Source organism: Citrobacter farmeri, from assembly GCF_019048065.1.
GTDB lineage: Bacteria > Pseudomonadota > Gammaproteobacteria > Enterobacterales > Enterobacteriaceae > Citrobacter_A > Citrobacter_A farmeri.
In genome coordinates this window covers 463,078-486,770 of record NZ_CP077291.1, presented here as the reverse complement: position 1 = coordinate 486,770, position 23,693 = coordinate 463,078, and the positions used below count along the sequence as shown (strand labels likewise).

Annotated in this window: 27 protein-coding genes and 1 tRNA gene; 18 read left to right on the top strand and 10 right to left on the bottom strand. The window is 51.7% G+C overall.

The genetic code is table 11. The features are described from left to right. Positions 1-6: 6 nt before the first annotated feature. Both I6L53_RS02260 and epmA read right to left on the bottom strand, forming a co-directional pair. Positions 7-321 carry a YjeO family protein gene (locus I6L53_RS02260; RefSeq protein ID WP_042321389.1) on the bottom strand — a complete coding sequence of 105 codons (315 nt, stop codon included), beginning with the start codon at positions 319-321 and terminating at the stop codon, positions 7-9. 525 nt (positions 322-846) lie between these two features. Next, on the bottom strand, positions 847-1,824 hold the full coding sequence (gene epmA / locus I6L53_RS02255; protein WP_042321386.1) for an elongation factor P--(R)-beta-lysine ligase: 978 nt from the start codon (positions 1,822-1,824) through the stop codon (positions 847-849). A 322-nt stretch (positions 1,825-2,146) separates the two neighbouring features. On the opposite strand from epmA, the gene frdA reads away from it, so the two are divergent. The 5 genes from frdA (at position 2,147) to I6L53_RS02230 (ending at position 6,078) form a co-directional block, all read left to right on the top strand. After that, complete coding sequence (gene frdA, locus I6L53_RS02250) at positions 2,147-3,931, top strand: fumarate reductase (quinol) flavoprotein subunit (protein ID WP_042321384.1); 1,785 nt, start codon at positions 2,147-2,149, stop codon at positions 3,929-3,931. Beyond that, positions 3,931-4,665 (top strand): fumarate reductase iron-sulfur protein, encoded by a 735-nt coding sequence (gene frdB, locus I6L53_RS02245; protein ID WP_042321379.1) that lies wholly within the window; start codon positions 3,931-3,933, stop codon positions 4,663-4,665. The genes frdA and frdB overlap by 1 nt, the downstream gene beginning before the upstream one ends. A gap of 10 nt (positions 4,666-4,675) precedes the next feature. Beyond that, positions 4,676-5,071: a fumarate reductase subunit FrdC gene (gene frdC / locus I6L53_RS02240; protein ID WP_042321376.1), complete on the top strand. Its 396-nt coding sequence runs from the start codon at positions 4,676-4,678 to the stop codon at positions 5,069-5,071. Between the two features lie 10 nt (positions 5,072-5,081). Next, the gene (gene frdD, locus I6L53_RS02235; protein WP_003025535.1) at positions 5,082-5,438 is read left to right on the top strand and encodes a fumarate reductase subunit FrdD; all 357 of its coding nucleotides are present in this window, start codon (positions 5,082-5,084) and stop codon (positions 5,436-5,438) included. 106 nt (positions 5,439-5,544) lie between these two features. Beyond that, positions 5,545-6,078, top strand: a complete 534-nt coding sequence (locus I6L53_RS02230; RefSeq protein ID WP_042321375.1) for a lipocalin family protein — start codon at positions 5,545-5,547, stop codon at positions 6,076-6,078. Here I6L53_RS02230 and sugE read toward each other — a convergent pair. Continuing rightward, entirely contained in the window at positions 6,075-6,392 is a 318-nt protein-coding gene (gene sugE, locus I6L53_RS02225; protein WP_042321373.1) for a quaternary ammonium compound efflux SMR transporter SugE, read from the bottom strand. The genes I6L53_RS02230 and sugE overlap by 4 nt on opposite strands. Positions 6,393-6,647: 255 nt before the next feature. On the opposite strand from sugE, the gene I6L53_RS02220 reads away from it, so the two are divergent. After that, positions 6,648-7,238: a helix-turn-helix transcriptional regulator gene (locus tag I6L53_RS02220; protein WP_042321370.1), complete on the top strand. Its 591-nt coding sequence runs from the start codon at positions 6,648-6,650 to the stop codon at positions 7,236-7,238. A 33-nt stretch (positions 7,239-7,271) separates the two neighbouring features. Here the strand turns inward: I6L53_RS02220 and ecnB are convergent, their stop codons facing one another. From ecnB to efp, 3 genes are all read right to left on the bottom strand, one after another. Next, positions 7,272-7,418, bottom strand: coding sequence for a lipoprotein toxin entericidin B (gene ecnB / locus I6L53_RS02215; RefSeq protein WP_042321367.1), 147 nt, complete (start codon positions 7,416-7,418; stop codon positions 7,272-7,274). Between the two features lie 108 nt (positions 7,419-7,526). Continuing rightward, positions 7,527-7,661: an entericidin A/B family lipoprotein gene (locus I6L53_RS02210; RefSeq protein WP_042321364.1), complete on the bottom strand. Its 135-nt coding sequence runs from the start codon at positions 7,659-7,661 to the stop codon at positions 7,527-7,529. 61 nt (positions 7,662-7,722) lie between these two features. Continuing rightward, positions 7,723-8,289, bottom strand: coding sequence for an elongation factor P (efp, locus tag I6L53_RS02205; RefSeq protein ID WP_042321361.1), 567 nt, complete (start codon positions 8,287-8,289; stop codon positions 7,723-7,725). A 41-nt stretch (positions 8,290-8,330) separates the two neighbouring features. Here efp and epmB point away from each other — a divergent pair, with 41 nt between their 5' ends. Continuing rightward, a complete protein-coding gene (gene epmB / locus I6L53_RS02200; RefSeq protein WP_042321358.1) occupies positions 8,331-9,359 on the top strand; it encodes an EF-P beta-lysylation protein EpmB in 1,029 nt (342 codons plus the stop codon). A gap of 161 nt (positions 9,360-9,520) precedes the next feature. Beyond that, the gene (yjeJ, locus tag I6L53_RS02195) at positions 9,521-10,387 is read left to right on the top strand and encodes a YjeJ family protein (protein WP_042321355.1); all 867 of its coding nucleotides are present in this window, start codon (positions 9,521-9,523) and stop codon (positions 10,385-10,387) included. 77 nt (positions 10,388-10,464) lie between these two features. On the opposite strand, the gene I6L53_RS02190 is transcribed toward yjeJ, so the two are convergent. From I6L53_RS02190 to I6L53_RS02180, 3 genes are all read right to left on the bottom strand, one after another. Beyond that, positions 10,465-10,818: a DUF4156 domain-containing protein gene (locus I6L53_RS02190; RefSeq protein WP_003025468.1), complete on the bottom strand. Its 354-nt coding sequence runs from the start codon at positions 10,816-10,818 to the stop codon at positions 10,465-10,467. 252 nt (positions 10,819-11,070) lie between these two features. Continuing rightward, positions 11,071-12,717 (bottom strand): chaperonin GroEL, encoded by a 1,647-nt coding sequence (gene groL / locus I6L53_RS02185; protein WP_003025464.1) that lies wholly within the window; start codon positions 12,715-12,717, stop codon positions 11,071-11,073. A gap of 43 nt (positions 12,718-12,760) precedes the next feature. Beyond that, a complete protein-coding gene (locus I6L53_RS02180; protein ID WP_000027827.1) occupies positions 12,761-13,054 on the bottom strand; it encodes a co-chaperone GroES in 294 nt (97 codons plus the stop codon). A 272-nt stretch (positions 13,055-13,326) separates the two neighbouring features. On the opposite strand from I6L53_RS02180, the gene yjeH reads away from it, so the two are divergent. Continuing rightward, positions 13,327-14,577, top strand: coding sequence for an L-methionine/branched-chain amino acid transporter (yjeH, locus tag I6L53_RS02175; protein WP_042321353.1), 1,251 nt, complete (start codon positions 13,327-13,329; stop codon positions 14,575-14,577). Between the two features lie 47 nt (positions 14,578-14,624). Here the strand turns inward: yjeH and I6L53_RS02170 are convergent, their stop codons facing one another. After that, complete coding sequence (locus tag I6L53_RS02170) at positions 14,625-15,101, bottom strand: FxsA family protein (protein ID WP_042321350.1); 477 nt, start codon at positions 15,099-15,101, stop codon at positions 14,625-14,627. A 341-nt stretch (positions 15,102-15,442) separates the two neighbouring features. On the opposite strand from I6L53_RS02170, the gene aspA reads away from it, so the two are divergent. The 9 genes from aspA to I6L53_RS02125 all read left to right on the top strand — a co-directional run bounded on the left by aspA (position 15,443) and on the right by I6L53_RS02125 (position 23,516). Next, on the top strand, positions 15,443-16,879 hold the full coding sequence (gene aspA / locus I6L53_RS02165; RefSeq protein WP_042321348.1) for an aspartate ammonia-lyase: 1,437 nt from the start codon (positions 15,443-15,445) through the stop codon (positions 16,877-16,879). Between the two features lie 114 nt (positions 16,880-16,993). Then, entirely contained in the window at positions 16,994-18,295 is a 1,302-nt protein-coding gene (gene dcuA / locus I6L53_RS02160) for an anaerobic C4-dicarboxylate transporter DcuA (protein WP_042321346.1), read from the top strand. A gap of 119 nt (positions 18,296-18,414) precedes the next feature. After that, complete coding sequence (gene cutA, locus I6L53_RS02155; protein WP_042321344.1) at positions 18,415-18,762, top strand: divalent cation tolerance protein CutA; 348 nt, start codon at positions 18,415-18,417, stop codon at positions 18,760-18,762. Continuing rightward, positions 18,738-20,444 carry a protein-disulfide reductase DsbD gene (locus I6L53_RS02150; RefSeq protein ID WP_042321340.1) on the top strand — a complete coding sequence of 569 codons (1,707 nt, stop codon included), beginning with the start codon at positions 18,738-18,740 and terminating at the stop codon, positions 20,442-20,444. Before cutA ends, I6L53_RS02150 begins: the two co-directional genes overlap by 25 nt. Before the next feature lie 35 nt (positions 20,445-20,479). Continuing rightward, positions 20,480-21,055, top strand: coding sequence for a transcriptional regulator (locus tag I6L53_RS02145; RefSeq protein ID WP_042321505.1), 576 nt, complete (start codon positions 20,480-20,482; stop codon positions 21,053-21,055). Between the two features lie 107 nt (positions 21,056-21,162). Beyond that, a tRNA-Phe gene (locus tag I6L53_RS02140) sits at positions 21,163-21,238 on the top strand. A gap of 403 nt (positions 21,239-21,641) precedes the next feature. Then, on the top strand, positions 21,642-22,082 hold the full coding sequence (locus tag I6L53_RS02135; protein WP_217437565.1) for a hypothetical protein: 441 nt from the start codon (positions 21,642-21,644) through the stop codon (positions 22,080-22,082). Positions 22,083-22,490: 408 nt separating this feature from the next. Next, a complete protein-coding gene (locus I6L53_RS02130) occupies positions 22,491-22,697 on the top strand; it encodes a bacteriocin immunity protein (RefSeq protein WP_042321333.1) in 207 nt (68 codons plus the stop codon). 351 nt (positions 22,698-23,048) lie between these two features. After that, the gene (locus I6L53_RS02125) at positions 23,049-23,516 is read left to right on the top strand and encodes a helix-turn-helix domain-containing protein (protein ID WP_042321331.1); all 468 of its coding nucleotides are present in this window, start codon (positions 23,049-23,051) and stop codon (positions 23,514-23,516) included. Positions 23,517-23,693 lie beyond the last annotated feature (177 nt).

The following is a 23,693-nucleotide window of genomic DNA, read 5'->3' as shown; positions in this document are numbered from 1 at the left end:
TCTGATTTAAAAACACCAGTGATAGCGGATAACAAATTGCCATAGCCAGTATCCAGTGACAGCCAATGTCACGACATAAATAAACCAGTAGCGCTTTTTTTTAATCAGAATGGCATAGATTGCAGGGAAAAAAACAGGGAGAGAAAAGAAGTATCCAACATCTCGCGCATCATCATTTTCAATATAATTCATCAGATCACAAATGTTTTTTATGTCACCATCACCTATCCACCATTCTTTATCCTGAACTGAACAAAACATAATCCAAAAAATAGACAAGCAAAACCAAATAAATCCTAAAGTGAACACCTTCCAGTTCATTTACCTTCCCTCCAATATCTTCAAAATAGTTTTTTTGATGAAGATGACGCCCATCGTTTTAGCGCCTACCGGGTCATGGGTTGAATTTATTATATCCCAGGAGCTTCGTTGAACCCCTCTATTATAACGAGATGCAGCTAGTATAACTTGCTCGTCAGTAAGACGAGCCGTATTGGTGCCGGGATTATCATAGAGAATTAAATCACGTCCCCCCAGAGATATGCATCGCCGGTTATTTATAAAGTCCCAACCCGTAGGCGATACAAACTAACGAAAAGCATCGAAACCATCCCAATGCGGGAAGCCATACTCATCAATCTTACAAAAAATTAGTTATCCATAACAGCATTCCGTTTATTTAATAAAACAAACAAAAATACTATCTTACATTTCTTCCCAAATGAGATCTTTCTCTCAAAGAAGATAATATCGGAAAATCATCAGCCATATCATTTATAGAACAACGATAATCTATAAATGATATGGATATAAAATCGGTAACACGACATTAAAGAACCCGGCTAATCAGGCTCTGTCCACCGTAAAAGCAATCACTTCCGCAAGGCTTTCTGCACCCAGCGCCAGCATCACCAGACGATCGACGCCAAGCGCAACACCCGAGCAATCCGGCATGCCGACCTTCAATGCCTCGATCAGATTGTTATCGATAGGCTGCTGGGGCAATCCGCGCGCGGCGCGCTTGCGGTTATCCTGTTCAAAACGTTGCTGCTGTTCACGCGCATCCGTCAGTTCATGGAAACCATTCGCCAGCTCAATACCTTTGAAGTAGACCTCGAAACGTTCCGCCACGCGGTGATCTTCAGTACTGATCTGCGCCAGTGATGCCTGACTTGCCGGGAAATGATAAACAAACGTCGGCTTATCCTTACCAATATGCGGCTCAACGCCCATCGCAAACAGCAGTTGCAGTAAGGTATCGCGATCTTCTTCGGTATCAGCAATGTTGCTTAAGTCCAGCTTCGCGGCGACTTCGCGCAGTTGCGTTTTATCCGCAGACAGTGGATCGATTTCCAGATGACGCTGGAACGCCTGCTGATAAGAGAGGCTCTCCGCCGCCGGGCATTCCAGCACCTGCTGCAGCAGATCGTCCACTTCGTTCATCAACCGGTACATGTCGTAATGCGGACGATACCACTCGAGCATCGTGAACTCAGGGTTGTGATGGCGCCCCATCTCTTCATTACGGAAACTACGGCACAGCTGAAAGACCGGACCACACCCTGCCACCAGCAGACGTTTCATGTGGTATTCCGGGCTGGTCATTAAATAGAGGTTCATCCCCTGCGAATGGCCGGGGCCGACGAAACGCGTTTCGAACGGGAACAGATGAATGTCTGTGACCGTCGCCTGACTCATGCAGGGCGTCTCAACCTCCAGCACTCCGCGATCGGCAAAGAAACGACGAATTTCCGTCATAATTGCCGCGCGTTTTAACAGGTTAGGTATGGACGCGCTCGGCTGCCAGGTTGCCGTTTCGCTCATGGTTCTTTCTCCAGTTTAAGACAAGGGCACGAAGTCTACTCGTAACGCGACAATGAAACAAATTTTGCTCAGGAATACTCAAGCGCGGCTAACGAGTTAAAAAACTGTCGGAGGATGGTTTAGTAATTAAATTAATCAAAATCAATGATAATTCGCCCCTCTGACACGCCAAAAAAATCGAACACGTCAAATTTCCTGCACATGGCAGCGACTATACTGTTGTACCTATAAAGGAGCAGTGGAAACACGTTCGCTACCCACCTTTTTCAGGCTCTTTTACGAGATATGTGGTGGCGAAATTACAATAATCTGGAGGAATGTCGTGCAAACCTTTCAAGCCGATCTTGCCATTATAGGCGCCGGTGGCGCGGGATTACGTGCTGCGATTGCCGCAGCGCAGGCAAATCCTAATGCGAAAATCGCACTGATCTCAAAAGTGTACCCAATGCGCAGCCACACCGTTGCTGCCGAAGGGGGCTCAGCCGCTGTCGCCCAGGATCATGACAGCTTCGACTACCATTTTCACGATACGGTAGCGGGCGGAGACTGGCTGTGTGAACAAGATGTCGTGGATTATTTTGTCCACCATTGTCCAACCGAGATGACCCAACTGGAACAATGGGGTTGCCCGTGGAGTCGCCGCGAAGACGGTAGCGTCAACGTTCGTCGCTTCGGTGGGATGAAAATTGAGCGTACCTGGTTTGCCGCGGATAAGACCGGCTTCCATATGCTACATACTCTGTTCCAGACCTCTCTGCAGTTCCCACAGATCCAACGCTTTGACGAACACTTTGTACTGGATATCCTGGTCGATGATGGTCATGCTCGCGGCCTGGTGGCGATGAACATGATGGAAGGCACGCTGATGCAGATCCGTGCTAACGCGGTGGTAATGGCAACAGGCGGCGCAGGCCGTGTGTATCGCTATAACACCAACGGCGGCATCGTTACCGGTGACGGCATGGGCATGGCGCTGAGCCACGGCGTTCCGCTGCGTGATATGGAATTTGTTCAGTATCACCCAACCGGTCTGCCGGGTTCCGGTATCCTGATGACCGAAGGGTGTCGTGGTGAAGGCGGTATCCTGGTCAACAAAAACGGCTACCGTTATCTGCAGGATTACGGCATGGGTCCGGAAACTCCGCTGGGTGAGCCGAAAAACAAATACATGGAACTGGGTCCGCGCGACAAAGTTTCTCAGGCCTTCTGGCATGAATGGCGTAAAGGCAACACCATTTCCACACCGCGTGGCGATGTGGTTTACCTCGACCTGCGTCATCTGGGCGAGAAGAAACTGCTGGAACGTCTGCCGTTCATCTGCGAACTGGCGAAAGCTTACGTGGGCGTCGATCCGGTGAAAGAGCCGATTCCGGTTCGTCCGACCGCGCACTACACCATGGGCGGTATCGAAACCGATCAGAATTGCGAAACCCGCATCAAAGGTCTGTTTGCCGTCGGCGAATGTTCTTCTGTGGGTCTGCACGGTGCGAACCGTCTGGGTTCCAACTCCCTGGCTGAACTGGTGGTCTTTGGCCGTCTGGCGGGTGAGCAGGCGATGGAGCGCGCATCGACAGCGGGCACCGCTAACGACGCCGCTCTCGACGCACAGGTTGCGGGCGTTGAACAACGTCTGAAAGACCTGGTTAACCAGGAAGGTAATGAGAACTGGTCGAAGATTCGCGACGAAATGGGTCTCTCTATGGAAGAAGGTTGCGGTATCTACCGTACGCCGGAACTCATGCAGAAAACGGTTGATAAACTGGCCGAATTGCAGGAGCGCTTCAAGCGCGTTCGCATCACCGATACTTCCAGCGTATTCAACACCGACCTGCTGTACACCATTGAGTTGGGTCATGGCCTGAACGTTGCTGAATGTATGGCGCATTCCGCGCTGGCTCGTAAGGAATCACGTGGCGCACACCAACGTCTGGACGAAGGTTGCACCGAGCGTGACGACGTCAACTTCCTCAAACATACTCTCGCCTTCCGCGATGCTGATGGCACGACTCGCCTCGACTATAGCGACGTGAAAATCACCACGCTGCCGCCTGCAAAACGTGTTTACGGTGCGGAAGCGGAAGCAGCCGATAAGAAGGAGAAGGCGTAATGGCTGAGATGAAAAACCTGAAAGTTGAGGTGGTGCGCTATAACCCTGAAACCGACACCGCGCCGCACAGTGCTTTCTATGAAGTGCCTTATGATGAAACAACGTCACTGCTGGACGCGTTGGGCTATATCAAAGATAACCTGGCACCGGACCTGAGCTATCGCTGGTCCTGCCGTATGGCGATCTGCGGCTCCTGCGGCATGATGGTCAATAACGTACCGAAACTGGCGTGCAAAACCTTCCTGCGTGATTACACCAACGGTATTAAGGTTGAAGCGCTGGGTAACTTCCCGATTGAGCGCGATCTGGTCGTCGATATGACACATTTTATCGAAAGTCTGGAAGCGATTAAGCCGTACATCATCGGTAATCCGCGCACGCCGGATCAGGGTCCAAACACCCAGACCCCGGCGCAGATGGCGAAGTATCACCAGTTCTCTGGTTGCATCAACTGTGGTCTGTGCTATGCCGCATGCCCGCAGTTCGGCCTGAACCCTGAGTTCATTGGACCGGCTGCGATTACCCTGGCGCATCGTTACAACGAAGACAGCCGCGACCACGGTAAGAAGGAGCGTATGGCGCAGTTGAACAGCCCGAACGGCGTATGGACCTGTACTTTCGTGGGCTACTGCTCCGAAGTTTGTCCGAAGCACGTCGATCCGGCGGCTGCCATTCAGCAGGGTAAAGTGGAAAGTTCGAAAGACTTTCTTATCGCTACCCTGAAACCACGCTAAGGAGTGCAACATGACGACTAAACGCAAACCCTATGTGCGGCCGATGACGTCCACCTGGTGGAAAAAATTGCCGTTTTATCGCTTTTACATGCTGCGCGAAGGCACAGCCGTTCCGGCAGTCTGGTTCAGCATTGAGCTGATTTTCGGCCTGTTCGCACTGAAGCACGGTGTGGAATCCTGGGCTGGCTTCGTCGGTTTTCTGCAAAACCCGGTAGTGGTGATCCTCAACGTGATCGCCCTGGCGGCAGCACTGCTGCACACCAAAACCTGGTTTGAGCTGGCGCCGAAAGCCGCCAACATTATTGTAAAAGACGAAAAAATGGGGCCAGAGCCGATCATCAAAGGTCTCTGGGCGGTTACTGTGGTAGCGACCGTAGTCATACTGTTTGTTGCCCTGTTCTGGTAAGGAGTCCAGGATGATTAATCCAAATCCAAAACGTTCTGACGAACCCGTATTCTGGGGCCTGTTTGGTGCAGGCGGTATGTGGAGCGCAATCATTGCGCCGGTGATGATCCTGCTGGTAGGCATTATGCTGCCGCTGGGCTTTGTTCCTGATGCCTTCAGCTATGAACGCGTACTGGCCTTTGCTCAAAGCTTTATTGGCCGTGCTTTCCTGTTCCTGATGATTGTCCTGCCGCTGTGGTGTGGCTTACACCGTATGCATCACGCGATGCATGACCTGAAAATCCATGTGCCAGCGGGCAAATGGGTGTTCTACGGTCTGGCGGCAATCCTGACCGTCGTAACGGCGATTGGTATTCTGACCATCTAAAGTAATCCGCCCTCTTGTCGGCTGATAAGAGGGCGTTTTTTTCTTCTTTGCCGCTATTTTCCCCATCAGGTTCTACACTTAGGAAAAACACCCTAAGGATAAACCTATGCGCCTGCTCCCTATCGTTGCCGCTGTGACGGCTGCGTTTCTGGTTGTCTCCTGTAGTACTCCCACCCCGCCACAGGGCGTCACCGTGGTGAATAACTTCGATGCCAAACGTTATCTCGGGACCTGGTACGAAATTGCCCGTTTTGATCATCGCTTTGAGCGGGGACTGGAAAAGGTCACGGCGACCTACAGTCTGCGTGATGACGGCGGCCTCAACGTGATCAATAAAGGCTGGAACCCGGACAGAGCGATGTGGCAGAAAAGCGAGGGGAAAGCGTATTTCACCGGCGACACCAGTCGCGCCGCGCTGAAAGTCTCTTTCTTCGGCCCATTCTACGGTGGCTATAACGTTATCGCGCTCGACAGAGAGTACCAGCATGCGTTGGTCTGCGGCCCGGATCGCGACTACCTGTGGATACTCTCTCGCACGCCGACGCTTTCTGACGAAATGAAGCAGCAGATGCTGGCCGTCGCGACCCGGGAAGGGTTTGATGTCAGTAAGCTAATCTGGGTGAAGCAGCCCGGTGCTTAGTGGGTGCTTAATTTCAGACCAATAATACCGACGACAATTAACGCCAGACTTGCCAGACGCATAGGATTAGCCGATTCACCCAGCAACAGAATGCCGGTGATGGCGGCACCAACCGCGCCAATCCCCGTCCACACGGCATAAGCGGTGCCTACGGGAAGCGTTTTCATCGCCCATGCAAGGAGCGCCATACTGACGATCATCGCAGCAATAGTGATGATACTCGGCGTCAGGCGACTAAAACCGTGGGTATATTTCAGACCTACGGCCCAAACGACTTCAAGCAGACCGGCGATGAGTAAGATTATCCAGGACATATCAGGCTCCAGAGAAATGGGGCCGTCCCCGGTGAAAGAAGCGTTCGCAGGTCGTCCTGCAATGCTGAAGGTAGATAAAACATTTTGCCCGAGCGGCGGTGAATTACAACATTTTTATCTTTCCACGCCTAAAAGGTTGAATTAGGCGCATTTCGCAGCGCATTTTGCGCATTCAGCACTCATCCGACTTCTCTATGATGGGACGCTTTCTGAAGTCAGGAAGCCATTGGCCTTACTTCTGAATGCGAAAACGCTATGTTAAAAATATTAGTGATTGACCGTTGCCACTTCACCCGTACAGGGATCGAGGCATGGCTTAATCATTCCGAACGCTTTAATACATCGTTTCTGGTCTCTGGACTCAATAATCTCTTACTGGTGAAAGAGCACATCCAGCAATGGAAGCCTCACCTGGTCATCGCGGACTTATACGGTTTTCTCAATGACACTTCGCCGGCCCAGTATATTGCCCCGTTTTTTCTCGCCTGCGGTGGCAGTCCGTTGATATTACTGGAGTCTGGTGGCGTGGTAGCTGAGACCCTGCACTATCCGGTCTGTGCGTCATTAACCAAGCAGATCTCTTTGGCGGAATTGGCTGAAAATATCCACAGCGCCCTGCTGACAGGTTCGGTATCCGAAGCGCCCGGCAATGCTTCGACGCTGCTTACTCCACAGGAAGAGAAAGTGCTGACGATGTGGATGGAAGGGGCAAGCAATAACGCGATTGCTTGTGCGCTCAGCATTCATGGCAAAACGGTGTACACCTATAAACGTAATATCCGCGTGAAATTACACATGGATAATCGCTTTTCGCCGTTTCTTGCGCCGTCTGAGCTGAAAAATTAACGGCACGACAAACTCGCCGTACCGTTTACACGGCTACTGCTGAGCTTTGGTTGCTGCACCCGAAATGGCGTTGCCGCCGTCGGAAATATCCTCACCCACACCGCGCGTGGTATTACAGGCAGTTAACACGGAGGAGAGTACCAACACAGATAAGATCGCTGCAATTGTCTTTTTAACCATAACGTCTTCCTTTTCTAGCCTATGTTGTTTATGTAGTGCCACTTAATCATAGACAAGATCCCGAACAATGGCGGGAGATAGACGCTTTTTAGGACGACGAGAAGAAAATTAGCTGGCCGCGTGAGAAATGGAATTGCCGAGGTGCTTAATATCCTCACCAAAGCCACGTGCGGTATTGCAGCCTGCCAGCAACGAGGCGGCGAGAAGAGCCAGTGTTACAAGACCGAGAAGACGTTTCATCATTCCTGCCCTGGAGAAATAATGGCGCAGCAAAACGCTGCACCATAATGAGCTGAAGCGCGGCTTATTTCACGCGGGAGACGTATTCGCCTGAACGCGTATCCACTTTAATCACTTCGCCAATCTGAACGAACAGAGGCACTTTCACCACTGCACCAGTAGACAGCGTTGCCGGCTTACCACCCGTACCTGCGGTATCGCCTTTCAGACCCGGATCGGTATCAACGATTTCCAGTTCAACAAAGTTCGGCGGCGTCACGGAGATAGGCTGACCGTTCCACAGGGTCACGATGCACTCAGCCTGATCCAGCAGCCATTTTTCGCTGTCGCCAATGGCTTTAGCATCTGCAGACAGTTGCTCGAAGGTTTCGTTGTTCATGAAATGCCAGAACTCACCGTCGTTGTACAAGTAAGTCAGGTTCATATCCACAACGTCAGCGCCTTCAGCAGAGTCAGTAGACTTGAAGGTTTTCTCAACGCGAGTACCGGTCAGCAGGCGACGCAGTTTAACGCGCGCAAAAGCCTGACCTTTACCTGGTTTAACGAATTCGCTGGCTTCAACCGCATAAGGTTCGCCGTCCAACATGATTTTAAGACCAGCACGAAAATCGTTGCTATAGTACGTTGCCATAAGGCCCTCTGAAAATTGTTAACTGGTAGCTAAGCCACAAAATGGCGCATATTGTAACCCTAAATACCCCATCCAGAGAAGATTGGTTATCGCAACTTGCCGATGTTGTGACCAATCCCGATGAACTCCTGCGTCTTTTGAATATAGACGCAGATGAAAAACTGTTGGCCGGGCGTGACGCCAAACGTCTGTTCGCCCTGCGCGTGCCGCGTGCATTTATCGCGCGAATGGAAAAAGGTAATCCAGACGATCCACTTCTACGTCAGGTACTTACCTCCGCGGATGAGTTTATCGCCGCGCCGGGTTTCTCCACCGATCCGCTTGAGGAACAACACAGCGTCGTGCCAGGTTTGCTGCATAAATATCACAACCGGGCGTTGCTGCTGGTAAAAGGTGGCTGTGCGGTAAATTGTCGATATTGCTTCCGTCGCCACTTCCCGTATGCAGAAAATCAGGGAAATAAGCGAAACTGGCAGGCCGCGCTGGACTACATTAGCGCGCATACCGAGCTGGATGAGATCATTTTCTCCGGCGGCGATCCGCTGATGGCTAAAGATCATGAGCTGGAGTGGCTGCTCACGCAACTGGAAGCCATTCCCCATATCAAACGCCTGCGTATTCACAGCCGTCTGCCCATCGTCATCCCTGCGCGAATTACCGGGGAGCTGGTTGCCCGCTTCACCCGTTCTTCGCTGCAAATCCTGCTGGTAAATCACATCAACCATGCAAACGAGGTGGATGACGCGTTTCGACAAGCGATGGCGAAACTGCGCACCGCAGGCGTTACGCTGCTCAATCAGAGCGTCTTGCTACGCGGCGTCAATGATAACGCGCAGACGCTGGCGAACCTCAGTAATGCACTGTTTGACGCGGGCGTCATGCCCTATTACCTGCATGTGCTGGATAAAGTTCAGGGTGCGGCGCATTTCATGGTGACGGACGATGAAGCACGCCAGATCGTGCGCGAACTGCTTACTCTGGTATCGGGTTATATGGTGCCCAAACTGGCGCGGGAAATTGGCGGCGAACCCAGTAAAACACCGCTGGATTTACAACTGCGTCAGCAGTAACCCCTCCAGCAGGTGTCCGTTTTCGGACACCTGCTACCAAATCTCCCGACACCTCCTTTCTGTATGCTATTTTAGCGACGCCTTGCGAACTATACATTTCAAAATCATATCTATAGGCCACAACTAATCGCTGAATTTATCATTGGTGAGGGAGAACCTTTATGGCTATCAGTATCAAAGGGATTAATACAGGTGTTATCCGTAAAGCTAACGAATTCATAGCCCTGGCGCTAAAAATTAAAGAGCCGAGGAACAAGGAGTCGCTGTTTTTCCTGTCAGCACTGGAATTACGCGACCTGCTGATCGCCGTGGAGAGTCGTCTGCATCAAAAGCAGCAACTGAATGCCGCCGAACGTCAGCACTACGAAAAAACGCGCGATAATATCAGTAAGAAAATGCAGGAAAACATACCTGCGATGGTGGAAGACGAACTTCGACATGCCGATATTCATCGTCGCGTTACCGCCGTCGCCTTAACCGACGAAAGTGGCGATCACTTAACACTGACCTTCACGCTTCACGATGGCAATACCCACATCCTGCGGGTGAACGAATTGCAAATTGACGTTCTGGTGTATGCCATTTTTCGGGCGATAGAGAACGCTGGCATGCGGGAACTGGCGCTGCGGATCTCTTCGCTGCTGGACTTTTTGCCGCTGTATGATGCGGACTGTCTGGACCATGAACGACTGGAATACGACGCCTATACACAGCCAGAATGGAAGCACTCGCTTTTCACACATTATCTTGCAGTGCTTTACCGTTTTACGGATGACGCAGGAAAGGAGCACTTCAGCGGCACCGTCGTGAAAACCCGCGTCCCGTCTGACAGCAAAGAGGCGGAAGCCATTTCCCGGCGTTTACTCGATTTTAGCCCGAGGCTGAAAAAGCTGGCGGGTAAACCGTGTCAGGCCTTTGTCAGAACGCTGACGGCGGATAAAACACAAACGCTGACCCAGGAACAATGCCTACGCGCGCTGCATCATTTACGGGTTCAGTCCGTTAATACCGCAACCCAACACGCCTGATGGCGCTACGCTTATCAGGCCTGGAGGTACATGAGCACCGGCCTGATAAGAGGAATATCCTGCAACCACAAAGCCTGTTAGTTAGGGCACTTATAAACCTGACCAATCATCTCACTGGCGGTGGGGACAAAGCTGGATAACATGCCCTGGCTTGGGCTGCTGACGCCATAAATCACGTTGCCGCCCATGGCTGCCGCCTGGTTGCGCAGGTCATTTGCCGCACCACGCATAGAACCGCCTTCTTCACCGTGCTGACCTGAAAGCCAGTTGCTCTGCTTCCCGGTCGCCGTACCAATCAACTGACATTCAGCACCTGGCTTATCTTCAACAAAGCGAACGCTTTGTCCTGCGGAACTCAGTTCGTTGCTGGAGCTACAACCCGCCATCAGTAGCGCGGCACCGACAATCCCTGCTAAATATTTCACGTGCATGTTATTCCCCATAATCAATGCGCTGGACGTTTTGTCCGTCACTGAATCTTATACTAAAAAGATGACCAAAAGAAAAACCCCCGAACATTTCTGCCCGGGGGTTTCTCATTTTTCGCGAGATGCTGATTTAATCGAATAATTCAGGTTGCAGGCAGGCGGCAAGTTTATGACTCCCCGGGAGCTTACATGAGTAAGTGACCGGGGTGAATAAACGCAGCCAACGCACCTGCGGCTTGAAGTATGAAGATTAAATTACATCATGCCGCCCATACCACCCATGCCACCCATACCACCAGCAGCACCTAAGTCAGGCGCGTCGCCTTTCGGCAGGTCGGTCACCATGCACTCGGTGGTGATCATCAGGCCAGCCACAGATGCCGCGTACTGCAGAGCAGAACGGGTCACTTTGGTCGGATCCAGGATACCCATGTCGATCATGTTGCCGTATTCTTCGGTCGCGGCGTTGTAACCGTAGTTACCGTCACCCGCTTTCACGGTGTTAGCCACAACAGACGGTTCTTCACCGCAGTTCAGAACGATCTGACGCAGCGGGGATTCCATTGCGCGCAGCGCAACTTTGATACCGACGTTCTGATCTTCGTTCTGACCTTTCAGGCCAGCGATTTTGGAGGCTACGCGAATCAGCGCTACGCCACCACCAGCAACCACACCTTCTTCTACCGCAGCACGGGTCGCGTGCAGGGCATCTTCAACGCGGGCTTTCTTCTCTTTCATTTCAACTTCGGTAGCAGCACCGACTTTGATAACTGCCACGCCGCCTGCCAGTTTCGCTACGCGCTCCTGCAGTTTTTCACGGTCGTAGTCGGACGTTGCTTCTTCGATCTGCTGACGAATCTGAGTCACACGACCCTGGATTGCCGCTTCGTCACCCACGCCATCGATGATGGTGGTGGTGTCTTTGTTGATCACAACGCGTTTTGCCTGGCCCAGATCTTCCAGAGTCGCTTTTTCCAGCTCCATACCGATCTCTTCAGAGATAACGGTACCGCCGGTCAGAGTAGCGATATCCTGCAGCATCGCTTTACGACGATCGCCGAAGCCAGGTGCTTTAACCGCAGCCACTTTCACGATGCCGCGCATGGTGTTAACCACCAGGGTCGCCAGTGCTTCACCTTCCACATCTTCAGCAATGATCAGCAGAGGTTTGCCTGCTTTCGCAACGGCTTCCAGAACGGGCAACATTTCGCGGATGTTGGAGATTTTCTTATCAGCCAGCAGGATGAACGGGCTTTCCAGTTCTACTGCGCCAGTTTCCGGCTTGTTGATGAAGTACGGGGACAGGTAGCCACGGTCAAACTGCATACCTTCAACCACGTCCAGTTCGTCCTGCAGACCGGTACCGTCTTCAACGGTGATCACGCCTTCTTTACCGACTTTATCCATCGCTTCAGCGATCAGTTTACCTACGGTTTCGTCGGAGTTAGCGGAGATGGTACCCACCTGAGCAATCGCTTTAGAGTCGGAGCACGGCACGGACAGCGCTTTCAGTTCTTCTACCGCAGCGGCAACCGCTTTATCGATACCACGTTTCAGATCCATCGGGTTCATACCCGCAGCCACGGCTTTCAGACCTTCAGTGATGATGGACTGAGCCAGTACGGTCGCGGTAGTGGTACCGTCGCCCGCAGCGTCGTTCGCTTTAGAGGCGACTTCTTTCACCATCTGCGCGCCCATGTTTTCGAATTTGTCTTCCAGTTCGATTTCACGTGCAACAGAAACACCATCTTTGGTGATGGTCGGTGCGCCGAAGGATTTGTCCAGAACCACGTTGCGGCCTTTCGGACCGAGGGTGACTTTCACTGCGTCTGCCAGTACGTTTACGCCGCGCAGCATTTTCACACGAGCGTCGTTACCGAATTTTACGTCTTTAGCTGCCATTTTCTCTTTCCCTTAAATTCGTATGTTCAGTGTCGTTCGCGGATTACGCTTCAACAATTGCCAGAATGTCGCTTTCAGACATGATCAACACTTCTTCATTGTCGATCTTCTCAGATTTCACACCGTAACCATCGTTGAAAATCACGATGTCGCCGACTTTCACGTCCAGCGGTTGTACGGTACCGTTATCCAGGATGCGACCCTTACCGACAGCGATGATTTCGCCACGAGTTGATTTACCCGCTGCAGAACCGGTCAGAACGATGCCGCCAGCAGATTTGGACTCAACTTCTTTACGTTTAACGATCACGCGATCATGTAACGGACGAATACTCATTGATAGCTCTCCTTTGAGAAAGTCTTTATCAGTCATGGGTGACGCCGGTCCGCTAAGGTTCCCGGCTAGTGTCCAGAGAGATGGGGATGGGGTTTTGCCCCTTCAAGGGGCAATGCGAAAAAAAATTCTCTTCAGCGAAAAATCCTGTAAAAACACTACTTACCTCACATTTCTCGCCAATTTAATCGCTGACGTCATAAGCAAATCTGATTGTGATAACATCGAAAACCTGCGCAGTTGCCTGGAATCCAGGCGAAAACGGATAACAACTCATGAGTGGACTGAAACAAGAGCTTGGACTGGCTCAAGGCATTGGCCTGTTGTCAACATCATTACTGGGAACAGGCGTATTTGCCGTCCCGGCGCTGGCAGCGCTGGTGGCAGGTAATAACAGCCTGTGGGCCTGGCCCGTTTTGATTGTTCTGGTGTTTCCCGTTGCGATTGTTTTTGCCCTGCTAGGCCGCCATTACCCCAGCGCAGGCGGCGTCGCCCATTTCGTCGGCATGGCATTTGGCCCGCATCTTGAACGGGTCACCGGCTGGCTGTTTCTGTCTGTCATCCCCGTGGGACTTCCTGCTGCGCTGCATATTGCTGCCGGGTTTGGTCAGGCGATGTTCGGCTGGCACGGCTGGCAGCTGTTGCTGGCTGAACTCGGCACCCTGGCGCTGGTGTGGTTCATCGGTTCACGCGGCGCCAGCTCCAGTGCAAACCTGCAAACGGTGATTGCGGGCCTGATTGTGGCACTGATTGTCGCTATCTGGTGGGCTGGCGACCTCAAGCCGACAGAAATTCCTTTCCCTGCGCCAGGCGATATTGAGATGTCGGGGCTGTTTTCCGCGCTGTCGGTGATGTTCTGGTGTTTCGTCGGCCTGGAAGCGTTCGCTCATCTGGCCTCTGAATTCAAGGATCCGGAACGGGATTTCCCGCGTGCGCTGATGATTGGCCTGCTGCTGGCCGGTTCGGTTTACTGGGCCTGCACCGTTGTCGTTCTGCATTTTGACGCCTATAGCGAAACAATGGCGGCGGCGGCCTCGCTGCCGAAAATTGTGGTGCAACTGTTTGGTGTTGAGGCACTGTGGGTGGCCTGTGTGATCGGCTATCTGGCCTGCTTTGCCAGTCTCAACATTTATATACAGAGTTTTGCCCGTCTGGTGTGGTCACAGGCGCAGTACAATCCGGACCATTACCTTGCCCGCCTCTCTTCTCGTCATATTCCACGCAACGCGCTCAATGCCGTACTGGGCTGCTGCGTGATCAGTACGCTGTGCATCTATGCGTTAGATATCAATCTCGATGCGCTCATCGTCTACGCGAACGGCATTTTTATCATGATCTATCTGTTGTGCATGCTGGCAGGTTGTCGCTTATTGAAAGGTCGGTATCGCGCGCTGGCGATGGTGGGCGGATTATTATGCCTTCTTTTACTGGCGATGGTCGGCTGGAAGAGTCTGTATGCGCTGATTATGCTGGCAATACTGTGGCTGTTTTTACCGAAACGGAAGAGGGCTGAAAATCACATGTAGGCCGGTTCGGTGAAAATGCCCGGTGACGCTTACCGGGCCTGCGGGAATCAGTCGCGACGATCGTCTTTATGTTCAATACGGTCACGCTCGTCGTCTTTGCGCTGGAACTCACCGTCAAAGGTGTCACCCCCGCCCGTTCCGGCGCTAAAGCCGCCGCCTGGCATCCGGGAAAAACGCAAATGCGGCAGCAGCTTCATCGTCAGGTGCTTCTGCACGGGTGGTAATAGAAGAAGCAGACCGAGGAAGTCGGTGAAAAAGCCTGGCAGCAACAGCAACAGACCCGCGATGATCAGCGAAACACTCTTAATCATCTCTTCAGCAGGGCTCTCTCCTGCCGCCATTTTCTGCTGCATCAACAAAAAGTTCTTAAATCCCTGATTACGTACCAGCGACATCCCGATGACTGAGGTAAAGATCACCAGGATGAGCGTCATCAGTACACCCATCACATGGGCGACCTGGATGAAGATAGAAATCTCAATATAAACATAGAGAAAGACGGCAAGTAACGGTATCCAGCGCAAAAGGTTTCTCCTCAAACGACCGCCGTGATGCGCACGTCGGCCCGAAAATAGTTGCGATTCGCATTAGTTGCGATATAGGGGTAGTTCGCAAAATTTCAAGCTGTTTGTACACATATTTTTAGAGTTAATCCTAAAGCGGTGACCTATTTCACAAAATAATAATTAAGGAGTAATTTACCACACTTAAAGTGATCCAGATTACGGCACAATTTCTGGAGCAGAATATGATCTCGTTGACCAGACCGATGTAGGGGATAATCGTCGGTCAAGAAACAATCGAAACCACATATATTCTGTGTGTTTAGTGCATTCATTGGCAGCTTTAAATAAAGAAGGTTCACATGTTAAACAACATTCGTATCGAAGAAGATCTGTTGGGTACCAGGGAAGTTCCAGCCGAAGCCTACTATGGTGTTCACACTCTGAGAGCGATTGAAAACTTCTACATCAGCAATAACAAAATCAGTGACATCCCTGAATTTGTGCGCGGCATGGTAATGGTTAAGAAGGCAGCAGCGCTGGCGAACAAAGAGCTGCAGACCATCCCTAAGAGTGTAGCGAATGCTATCATTGCCGCATGTGATGAAGTCCTGAATAACGGCAAATGCATGGACCAGTTCCCGGTAGACGTTTACCAGGGCGGTGCAGGCACCTCCGTCAACATGAATACCAACGAAGTGCTGGCCAATATCGGGCTGGAACTGATGGGTCACCAGAAAGGTGAATATCAGTACCTGAACCCGAACGACCACGTGAACAAATGTCAGTCTACTAACGACGCCTACCCAACCGGTTTCCGCATCGCCGTTTACGCTTCTATCGTTAAACTGGTCGACGCTATCAACCAACTGCGTGAAGGATTCGAGCGTAAAGCTGTCGAGTTCCAGGACATCCTGAAAATGGGTCGTACCCAGTTGCAGGATGCGGTTCCGATGACCCTGGGTCAGGAATTCCGCGCTTTCAGCGTACTGCTGAAAGAAGAAGTGAAAAACATCGAACGTACAGCTGAACTGCTGCTGGAAGTTAACCTCGGTGCAACGGCTATCGGTACCGGTCTGAATACGCCAAAAGAGTACTCTCCGCTGGCAGTACAGAAACTGGCGGAAGTCACCGGCTTTGCCTGCGTTCCGGCTGAAGACCTGATTGAAGCGACCTCTGACTGCGGCGCTTACGTTATGGTACACGGTGCCCTGAAGCGTCTGGCTGTGAAGATGTCCAAAATCTGTAACGACCTGCGTTTGCTCTCCTCTGGCCCACGTGCCGGTCTGAACGAGATCAACCTGCCGGAACTGCAGGCGGGCTCTTCTATCATGCCAGCGAAAGTTAACCCGGTCGTACCAGAAGTCGTCAACCAGGTATGCTTCAAAGTCATCGGTAACGACATCACTGTCACCATGGCATCTGAAGCTGGTCAGCTGCAGTTGAACGTGATGGAGCCCGTGATTGGTCAGGCGATGTTTGAATCCATTCACATCCTCAGCAACGCCTGCTACAACCTGCTGGAGAAATGTGTTAACGGTATCACCGCTAACAAAGAAGTGTGCGAAGGGTATGTCTACAACTCTATCGGTATCGTCACCTACCTCAACCCGTTCATCGGCCACCACAACGGCGACATCGTTGGTAAGATTTGCGCCGAAACCGGTAAGAGCGTACGTGAAGTGGTGCTGGAGCGCGGTCTGTTGACTGAAGCTGAGCTGGACGATATTTTCTCCGCACAGAACCTGATGCACCCGGCTTACAAAGCAAAACGTTATACTGATGAAAGCGAACAGTAATCGTACAGGGTAGTACCAAGGAGGGCACGTCAGACGACGTGCCTTTTTTCTTATAAGAAGTTACTAAATAACAACAATTTAATATCAACTTGTTAAACAACAAGGAAGGCTAATATGATAGTTGTCGAACTTATCATTGTTTTGCTGGCAATCTTTTTGGGTGCCAGACTTGGGGGCATCGGGATTGGATTTGCAGGTGGACTGGGTGTTCTGGTTCTTGCCGCTATCGGCGTGAAACCGGGTAACATCCCGTTCGATGTGATTTCCATCATCATGGCAGTTATCGCTGCTATCTCCGCGATGCAGGTTGCGGGCGGTCTGGACTATCTGGTTAACCAGACGGAAAAACTGCTGCGTCGTAACCCGAAATACATCACGATCCTTGCACCGATCGTGACCTATTTCCTGACTATCTTTGCAGGTACAGGGAACATCTCCCTGGCGACACTGCCGGTTATCGCAGAAGTGGCGAAGGAACAAGGCATCAAGCCTTGCCGTCCGCTCTCCACCGCCGTGGTATCCGCTCAGATTGCGATCACCGCATCGCCAATCTCCGCAGCGGTCGTTTACATGTCTTCAGTGATGGAAGGTCATGGCATTAGCTACATCCACCTGCTGTCCGTGGTCATTCCGTCCACGCTGCTGGCGGTGTTGGTGATGTCTTTCCTGGTGACCATGCTGTTCAACTCCAAACTCTCTGACGATCCGGTGTACCGCAAGCGTCTGGAAGAGGGTTTGATCGAGCTGCGCGGTGAGAAGCAGATCGAAATCAAACCGATGGCGAAAAACTCCGTCTGGCTGTTCCTGCTGGGCGTGGTGTGCGTTGTTGTTTATGCGATCGTCAACAGCCCGAGCCTCGGTCTGGTTGAGAAACCGCTGATGAACACCACTAACGCTATCCTTATCATCATGCTGAGCGTCGCGACGCTGACCACTATTCTGTGTAAAGTGGAAACTGACGCTATCCTCAACTCCAGCACCTTCAAAGCCGGTATGAGCGCCTGTATTTGTATCCTGGGCGTTGCATGGCTGGGTGATACTTTCGTCTCTCACAACATTGACTGGATCAAAGACACTGCAGGTGAAGTGATTCAGGGCCATCCGTGGCTGCTGGCGGTGATCTTCTTCTTTGCTTCTGCACTGCTGTACTCTCAGGCAGCAACCGCTAAAGCACTGATGCCGATGGCGCTGGCGCTGAACGTTTCTCCACTGACTGCGGTTGCCTCTTTCGCGGCGGTTTCTGGTCTGTTCATTCTGCCAACTTACCCAACGCTGGTTGCAGCGGTACAGATGGATGACACCGGGACAACACGTATCGGTAAATTCGTCTTTAACCACCCGTTCTTCATCCCAGGTACGCTGGGTGTCTTACTGGCGGTCTGCTTCGGCTTCCTGCTGGGCAGTTTCATGCTGTAAGTGTTACCTGCGGGGCGTGTTCACGCCCCGCATTTCCCTTCCCTTTGTCTAACATCCTTTCCTCGTCCGTTGTATAGTGACCACTCTTTTGTGGGTCATTCTGTTCATTCGAGGTGTTTATGCATGATGTTAGTCGTCAGGATATCTCCCTCCCCGATGCCGTTGTTGTGCTCTGCACCGCGCCGGATGAAGCCACAGCCCAGGATCTGGCGGCCAAAGTGCTGGCAGAAAAACTGGCGGCCTGTGCCACGATTATTCCCGGTGCGACCTCGCTGTATTACTGGGAAGGAAAACTGGAGCAGGAATACGAAGTTCAGATGATCTTAAAAACGTCGGTGGTATATCAGGACGCCTTACTCGAATGCCTGAAGTCTCATCACCCCTATCAGACGCCCGAACTTTTGGTTTTACCCGTTACTCATGGAGACAGTGATTACCTCTCATGGCTCAACGCATCTTTACGCTGATCCTGCTTCTTTGCAGCACATCGACTTTTGCCGGACTTTTCGACGCGCCGGGTCGCTCGAATTTTGTCCCTGCGGACCAGGCTTTTGCCTTTGACTTTCAGCAAAACCAACACGATCTGAATCTCACCTGGCAGGTGAAAGACGGGTATTACCTGTATCGCAAGCAGATCAGCATTACCCCAGCTCAGGCAGAGATCGCGGGAGTCACGCTACCGGCGGGCGTCTGGCATGAAGATGAATTCTACGGTAAAAGTGAAATCTACCGTAATACGCTCACGATCCCGGTGACCATCAACCAGGCGCAGTCAGGCGCAACGCTGACGGTAACCTATCAGGGTTGTGCCGACGCGGGTTTTTGCTATCCGCCGGAAAGCAAAACCGTGCCGTTGAGCGAAGTGGTCGCCAGCGCGGAGCCAAAACCGGCGACGCCAGCAGTCACACAACCACCACAACCGGAACACGCGCCTGCACAGCTCCCCTTCTCTGCCCTGTGGGCGCTGCTGATCGGCATTGGCATCGCCTTTACCCCTTGCGTACTGCCGATGTATCCGCTGATTTCCGGCATCGTACTTGGCGGTAAACAGCGTCTTTCCACTGGACGTGCGCTGCTGCTGACATTCATCTACGTACAAGGGATGGCGCTGACCTATACCGCACTGGGTCTGGTGGTGGCCGCCGCCGGATTGCAATTCCAGGCAGCCCTTCAGCATCCGTATGTTTTAATCGGCCTGGCGGTGGTCTTTACCCTGCTTGCCCTGTCGATGTTCGGCCTGTTCACCCTGCAACTGCCATCGTCGCTGCAAACGCGCCTCACGCTGATGAGTAATCGTCAGCAGGGGGGTTCTGCGGGTGGCGTTTTTGTGATGGGCGCGATTGCCGGGCTGATTTGTTCGCCGTGTACAACCGCGCCGCTGAGCGCCATCTTGCTGTACATCGCCCAGAGCGGGAACCTGTGGCTCGGCGGCGGTACGCTGTACCTTTACGCGCTGGGGATGGGGCTGCCGCTGATGCTGGTCACCGTCTTTGGCAACCGTCTGCTGCCGAAAAGCGGACCGTGGATGGCGCAGGTCAAAACGGCATTTGGTTTTGTTATCCTCGCACTGCCGGTCTTTTTGCTGGAGCGAATCGTCGGCGATACGTGGGGTTTACGCCTGTGGTCACTGCTGGGCGTGGCCTTCTTTGGCTGGGCGTTTATCACCAGTCTGCAAGCGACACGTAGCTGGATGCGCCTCGTACAGATAATCCTGTTGGCGGCTGCGCTGGTCAGTGTGCGTCCGCTTCAGGACTGGGCGTTTGGCACGACGGTAACTCAGGCGCAGGCGCATCTGGACTTCAAACCGGTGGCAAGCGTTGAGGAGCTCAATCAGGCGCTGGCCGAGGCAAAAGGCAAACCGGTTATGCTGGATCTGTACGCCGACTGGTGTGTAGCCTGTAAAGAGTTTGAAAAGTACACCTTCAGTCATCCACAGGTAAAGCAGGCGCTGGGTGAGACGGTGCTGTTGCAGGCAAACGTCACCGCCAATAACGCGCAGGACGTGGCGCTGCTGAAACATTTACAGGTGTTAGGACTACCAACCATTCTGTTCTTTGATGCACAAGGTCAGGAGCACCCGCAAACACGGGTAACGGGCTTTATGGATGCGGCGACGTTTAGTGCGCATTTGCGCGATCGCCAACCGTGAGCGACACTTTCAGAGGTAAAGACGGAGGAATGACCGTGCAACGTGAAGATGTCCTGGGAGAAGCCCTAAAATTACTCGAGATCCATGGGATTGCGAATACTACGCTGGAGATGGTAGCTGAGCGTGTTGATTATCCGCTCGACGAAATGCAGCGTTTCTGGCCGGACAAAGAGGCCATTCTGTATGATGCGCTGCGCTATCTCAGCCAGCAGGTGGATATCTGGCGTCGCCAACTGTTGCTGGATGACTCGCTGAGTGCTGAACAAAAGCTGCTGGCCCGCTACAGCGCGCTGGCAGAATGCGTGAGTAATAATCGCTACCCGGGCTGCCTGTTTATCGCCGCCTGTACGTTTTATCCCGATCCATCGCACCCCATTCATCAACTGGCGGATCAGCAAAAAAGCGCGGCGCACGATTTTACCCACGAGCTGTTAACCACGCTGGAGATTGACGATCCGTCAATGGTGGCTAAACAGATGGAACTGGTGCTGGAGGGCTGTCTGAGCCGTATGCTGGTCAATCGCAGCCATGCGGATGTAGAGACGGCGCATCGCCTGGCAGAAGATATTCTGCGCTTTGCCCAGTGCCGTCAGGGTGGCGCGCTAACCTGACAGAACCGGCTTGCTTATGCGGAATTGCCGCAAAGTTAAGCAGTTGAACAGCTTTTCCGGAAATTAGGTTGACTGACGTGCGTGATTACGGTTTAATGCGCCCCGTTGCCCGGATAGCTCAGTCGGTAGAGCAGGGGATTGAAAATCCCCGTGTCCTTGGTTCGATTCCGAGTCCGGGCACCACTAATTTAAAGAAACCAGCCTACGGGCTGGTTTTTTGCTTTTGGGGATTCCGCCAGAGATCGGGGCAACTTGACTGCTGATATCATTCCTGTGTTCTGCCATCCAGCCTGAGTATTTCTCTCGAGCAGTGCCCTACTCTTCCGGTCGCGGTGACGTTGCCTGCCACACTTCAAATTGCCCATAAACACGCTTTCCATCATGTGTCATGGCGAGTGGATTCTTTACCACCAGGCTGCATCTGGTCTTTGTCCGCACTTAGGAATCAGGTTTCATTGATTCCCTTCTGGTAAGGGTAATAAAGGCATTCGGCCACTCTTGTTCTGCATCGACCTAAGCTTTATTTGGAAAGCCCCAGATAACCCTTCTGAAAGTGCATTGACGTATTTCCTGAACTGAAAAAACGATGAAGGTCGCTTATGTGCCAGAATCGGACATTACTGATAAAGTAATTTCTCATTTTCCGAGGCATTGTTACATTAGTTATCAACGAGGTTATCGCCAAAAACATCAATGGCTCAAGGGGAATGAAGTGATATTTGAGATTAGAAAAGAAGGCAAAACTATTGGTGTCTCTGAATTAGAATTTGGTGATCCCCCAATGGGAATCGTTCATGGGGATTTAATACCAACTCAGTTTTACGTTCCAAATGCCGATACAACGGGATGTAAACTATTCATTAGCGAAACTGATGAAGAAATAATCTGTGGTTTTATCGCTATCGAAGATTTGTCACAAGAGCTAGGTGAACCTGCTATAACAGTCACCATATTAGTTAGTGCCGCAGAAGATTATGAAAAATTTTTTAAACATCATTTAAATAGGTACGAAAAACAATTCATCTGAGAAATGCGGTAACATGCGTTTTCTTCAAATATCCATCATTTACTTTATTGACGACACGTCAAGATCAGGCTGGTTCTGTCTCCTCGTCTGCTGAACCTGCCGTTTCCTGTGTGCCAGGGGCTGACCTTAGTTCCAAAATCTGTGACATGCTCCCCTTTGATTAATACACGCCAATGCTAATAATCCCCGTGCCGACTTGATTGCGAACTTCCGCTCCTCGCTCACTACGGGCCTTCAGCTTAGTTAACTTCTCCGCTTCGTGCCTGAAGCGGATGTTACTTTCTTCATGGTATGTTAGTTTGCAAGGAGCAGGTCATAACACCTAAACGGCATATTGATATTCACAAGGATAAGTAACATGGCTGAAAAAAATTATCCAGTTATACAGAGAAAGGGTTCTATGACTTCATTACAAAAATCAGAACGGCTGATTTCCTATCAGAATCAGCTCATGACGAAGCCATTTATAAATTTAGTCAATTGACAGAGCATCCCGATGGTTGGGATCTTATATATCATCCTGAACCGAATGCAGATAATTCAACACAAGGAATTATCAATGAGATAAAAAACTGGCGTTCAGCTAACGGCAGACCAGGCTTTAAACCTGAATAATTGCTCAATGACTTTTGTTCGTAATCATCTTAAGTTAAATATTAACGCGACCCGCACCCGTTCATTAATACATTGTGTATGCTAGCCATGCTTTCCTTCGTTATGATAAAAAATGAGAACTTCCGCTCCTCGCTCACAGCGGACCATTATTTTTCCGCCGCGTACCAGAAGCAGAAGTTGCATAAGAACTTGTATGTTAAATCCGACCGTTTATGCTCCTGAAGTCAGGACTTCAAAAACCTCAAAGCGCGTGTCAGACCGTTGTCACGTTACTGTCGGGTTATGATCGTGGTCGTGCAGGATTGTCCGGGCAACACTGTGTGCTGACCACCTTCCATTCGGAGACATAAAATGAGTAATACCAACAAATTCAGGTCGCTGCGTCTTGCGCGGGCCTGGTCCCAAGAGCAGCTTGCCGAACTGTCCGGGCTGAGTGTGCGCACGGTGCAGCGCATTGAGAATGGCGATCAACCCAGCCTGGAAACATTGAGCGCCCTGGCAGCTGTATTTGAGGTGAGTGTGGCGGATCTTTCCGGCCCTGACGCGCCTGTCGATGACGCGCTCGACCAGAGAATTGCCGAGGCAAAGAGCTACCTCGCTGAGGAAGGCCGTTTTTACCGGTCAGTTATTACGGCTATCGTTGTCTGTGCGCTGCTGCTTATTCTTAACCACTTTACGGCCCCGACCAGCGCATGGTCATTGTGGTTAGCGGGGATCTGGTTTGCACTGCTGTTTATTCGTGGCATGAGGACGTTTGTTTTTCGCGGGCTGATCAGCCGCTGGCAGCAGAAGCGGCTGCAGCAGATACTGCGCCGGTAACCGTTGTTATTGCAACAGAACGCTTATGTTAAAAGCGAGGAGGCTGGCAGAGTTATAACACTGCCAGCGGGTCATTACTCGAGAATCGCCGCGAGGAGGCGGCTGAATACGGAGCCCGTTAACGTCTTCTTTCGCATGTCCACCAGCCTGGCAAGGGCACTTTCAGCATCGGCAGCG

What these genes read in the sequence shown, in the direction of transcription:
- yjeJ (WP_042321355.1), top strand. Translation starts at nt 9,521, where the DNA reads ATGGCTATCAGTATCAAAGGGATTAATACAGGTGTTATCCGTAAAGCT.
- frdC (WP_042321376.1), top strand. Translation starts at nt 4,676, where the DNA reads ATGACGACTAAACGCAAACCCTATGTGCGGCCGATGACGTCCACCTGG.
- I6L53_RS02260 (WP_042321389.1), bottom strand. Translation starts at nt 321, where the DNA reads ATGAACTGGAAGGTGTTCACTTTAGGATTTATTTGGTTTTGCTTGTCT.
- frdB (WP_042321379.1), top strand. Translation starts at nt 3,931, where the DNA reads ATGGCTGAGATGAAAAACCTGAAAGTTGAGGTGGTGCGCTATAACCCT.
- frdD (WP_003025535.1), top strand. Translation starts at nt 5,082, where the DNA reads ATGATTAATCCAAATCCAAAACGTTCTGACGAACCCGTATTCTGGGGC.
- groL (WP_003025464.1), bottom strand. Translation starts at nt 12,717, where the DNA reads ATGGCAGCTAAAGACGTAAAATTCGGTAACGACGCTCGTGTGAAAATG.
- I6L53_RS02150 (WP_042321340.1), top strand. Translation starts at nt 18,738, where the DNA reads ATGGCTCAACGCATCTTTACGCTGATCCTGCTTCTTTGCAGCACATCG.
- epmB (WP_042321358.1), top strand. Translation starts at nt 8,331, where the DNA reads ATGGCGCATATTGTAACCCTAAATACCCCATCCAGAGAAGATTGGTTA.
- aspA (WP_042321348.1), top strand. Translation starts at nt 15,443, where the DNA reads ATGTTAAACAACATTCGTATCGAAGAAGATCTGTTGGGTACCAGGGAA.
- I6L53_RS02220 (WP_042321370.1), top strand. Translation starts at nt 6,648, where the DNA reads ATGTTAAAAATATTAGTGATTGACCGTTGCCACTTCACCCGTACAGGG.
- I6L53_RS02190 (WP_003025468.1), bottom strand. Translation starts at nt 10,818, where the DNA reads ATGCACGTGAAATATTTAGCAGGGATTGTCGGTGCCGCGCTACTGATG.
- epmA (WP_042321386.1), bottom strand. Translation starts at nt 1,824, where the DNA reads ATGAGCGAAACGGCAACCTGGCAGCCGAGCGCGTCCATACCTAACCTG.
- I6L53_RS02230 (WP_042321375.1), top strand. Translation starts at nt 5,545, where the DNA reads ATGCGCCTGCTCCCTATCGTTGCCGCTGTGACGGCTGCGTTTCTGGTT.
- cutA (WP_042321344.1), top strand. Translation starts at nt 18,415, where the DNA reads ATGCATGATGTTAGTCGTCAGGATATCTCCCTCCCCGATGCCGTTGTT.
- yjeH (WP_042321353.1), top strand. Translation starts at nt 13,327, where the DNA reads ATGAGTGGACTGAAACAAGAGCTTGGACTGGCTCAAGGCATTGGCCTG.
- efp (WP_042321361.1), bottom strand. Translation starts at nt 8,289, where the DNA reads ATGGCAACGTACTATAGCAACGATTTTCGTGCTGGTCTTAAAATCATG.
- dcuA (WP_042321346.1), top strand. Translation starts at nt 16,994, where the DNA reads ATGATAGTTGTCGAACTTATCATTGTTTTGCTGGCAATCTTTTTGGGT.
- ecnB (WP_042321367.1), bottom strand. Translation starts at nt 7,418, where the DNA reads ATGGTTAAAAAGACAATTGCAGCGATCTTATCTGTGTTGGTACTCTCC.
- I6L53_RS02180 (WP_000027827.1), bottom strand. Translation starts at nt 13,054, where the DNA reads ATGAGTATTCGTCCGTTACATGATCGCGTGATCGTTAAACGTAAAGAA.
- I6L53_RS02210 (WP_042321364.1), bottom strand. Translation starts at nt 7,661, where the DNA reads ATGATGAAACGTCTTCTCGGTCTTGTAACACTGGCTCTTCTCGCCGCC.
- I6L53_RS02125 (WP_042321331.1), top strand. Translation starts at nt 23,049, where the DNA reads ATGAGTAATACCAACAAATTCAGGTCGCTGCGTCTTGCGCGGGCCTGG.
- sugE (WP_042321373.1), bottom strand. Translation starts at nt 6,392, where the DNA reads ATGTCCTGGATAATCTTACTCATCGCCGGTCTGCTTGAAGTCGTTTGG.
- I6L53_RS02135 (WP_217437565.1), top strand. Translation starts at nt 21,642, where the DNA reads ATGAAGGTCGCTTATGTGCCAGAATCGGACATTACTGATAAAGTAATT.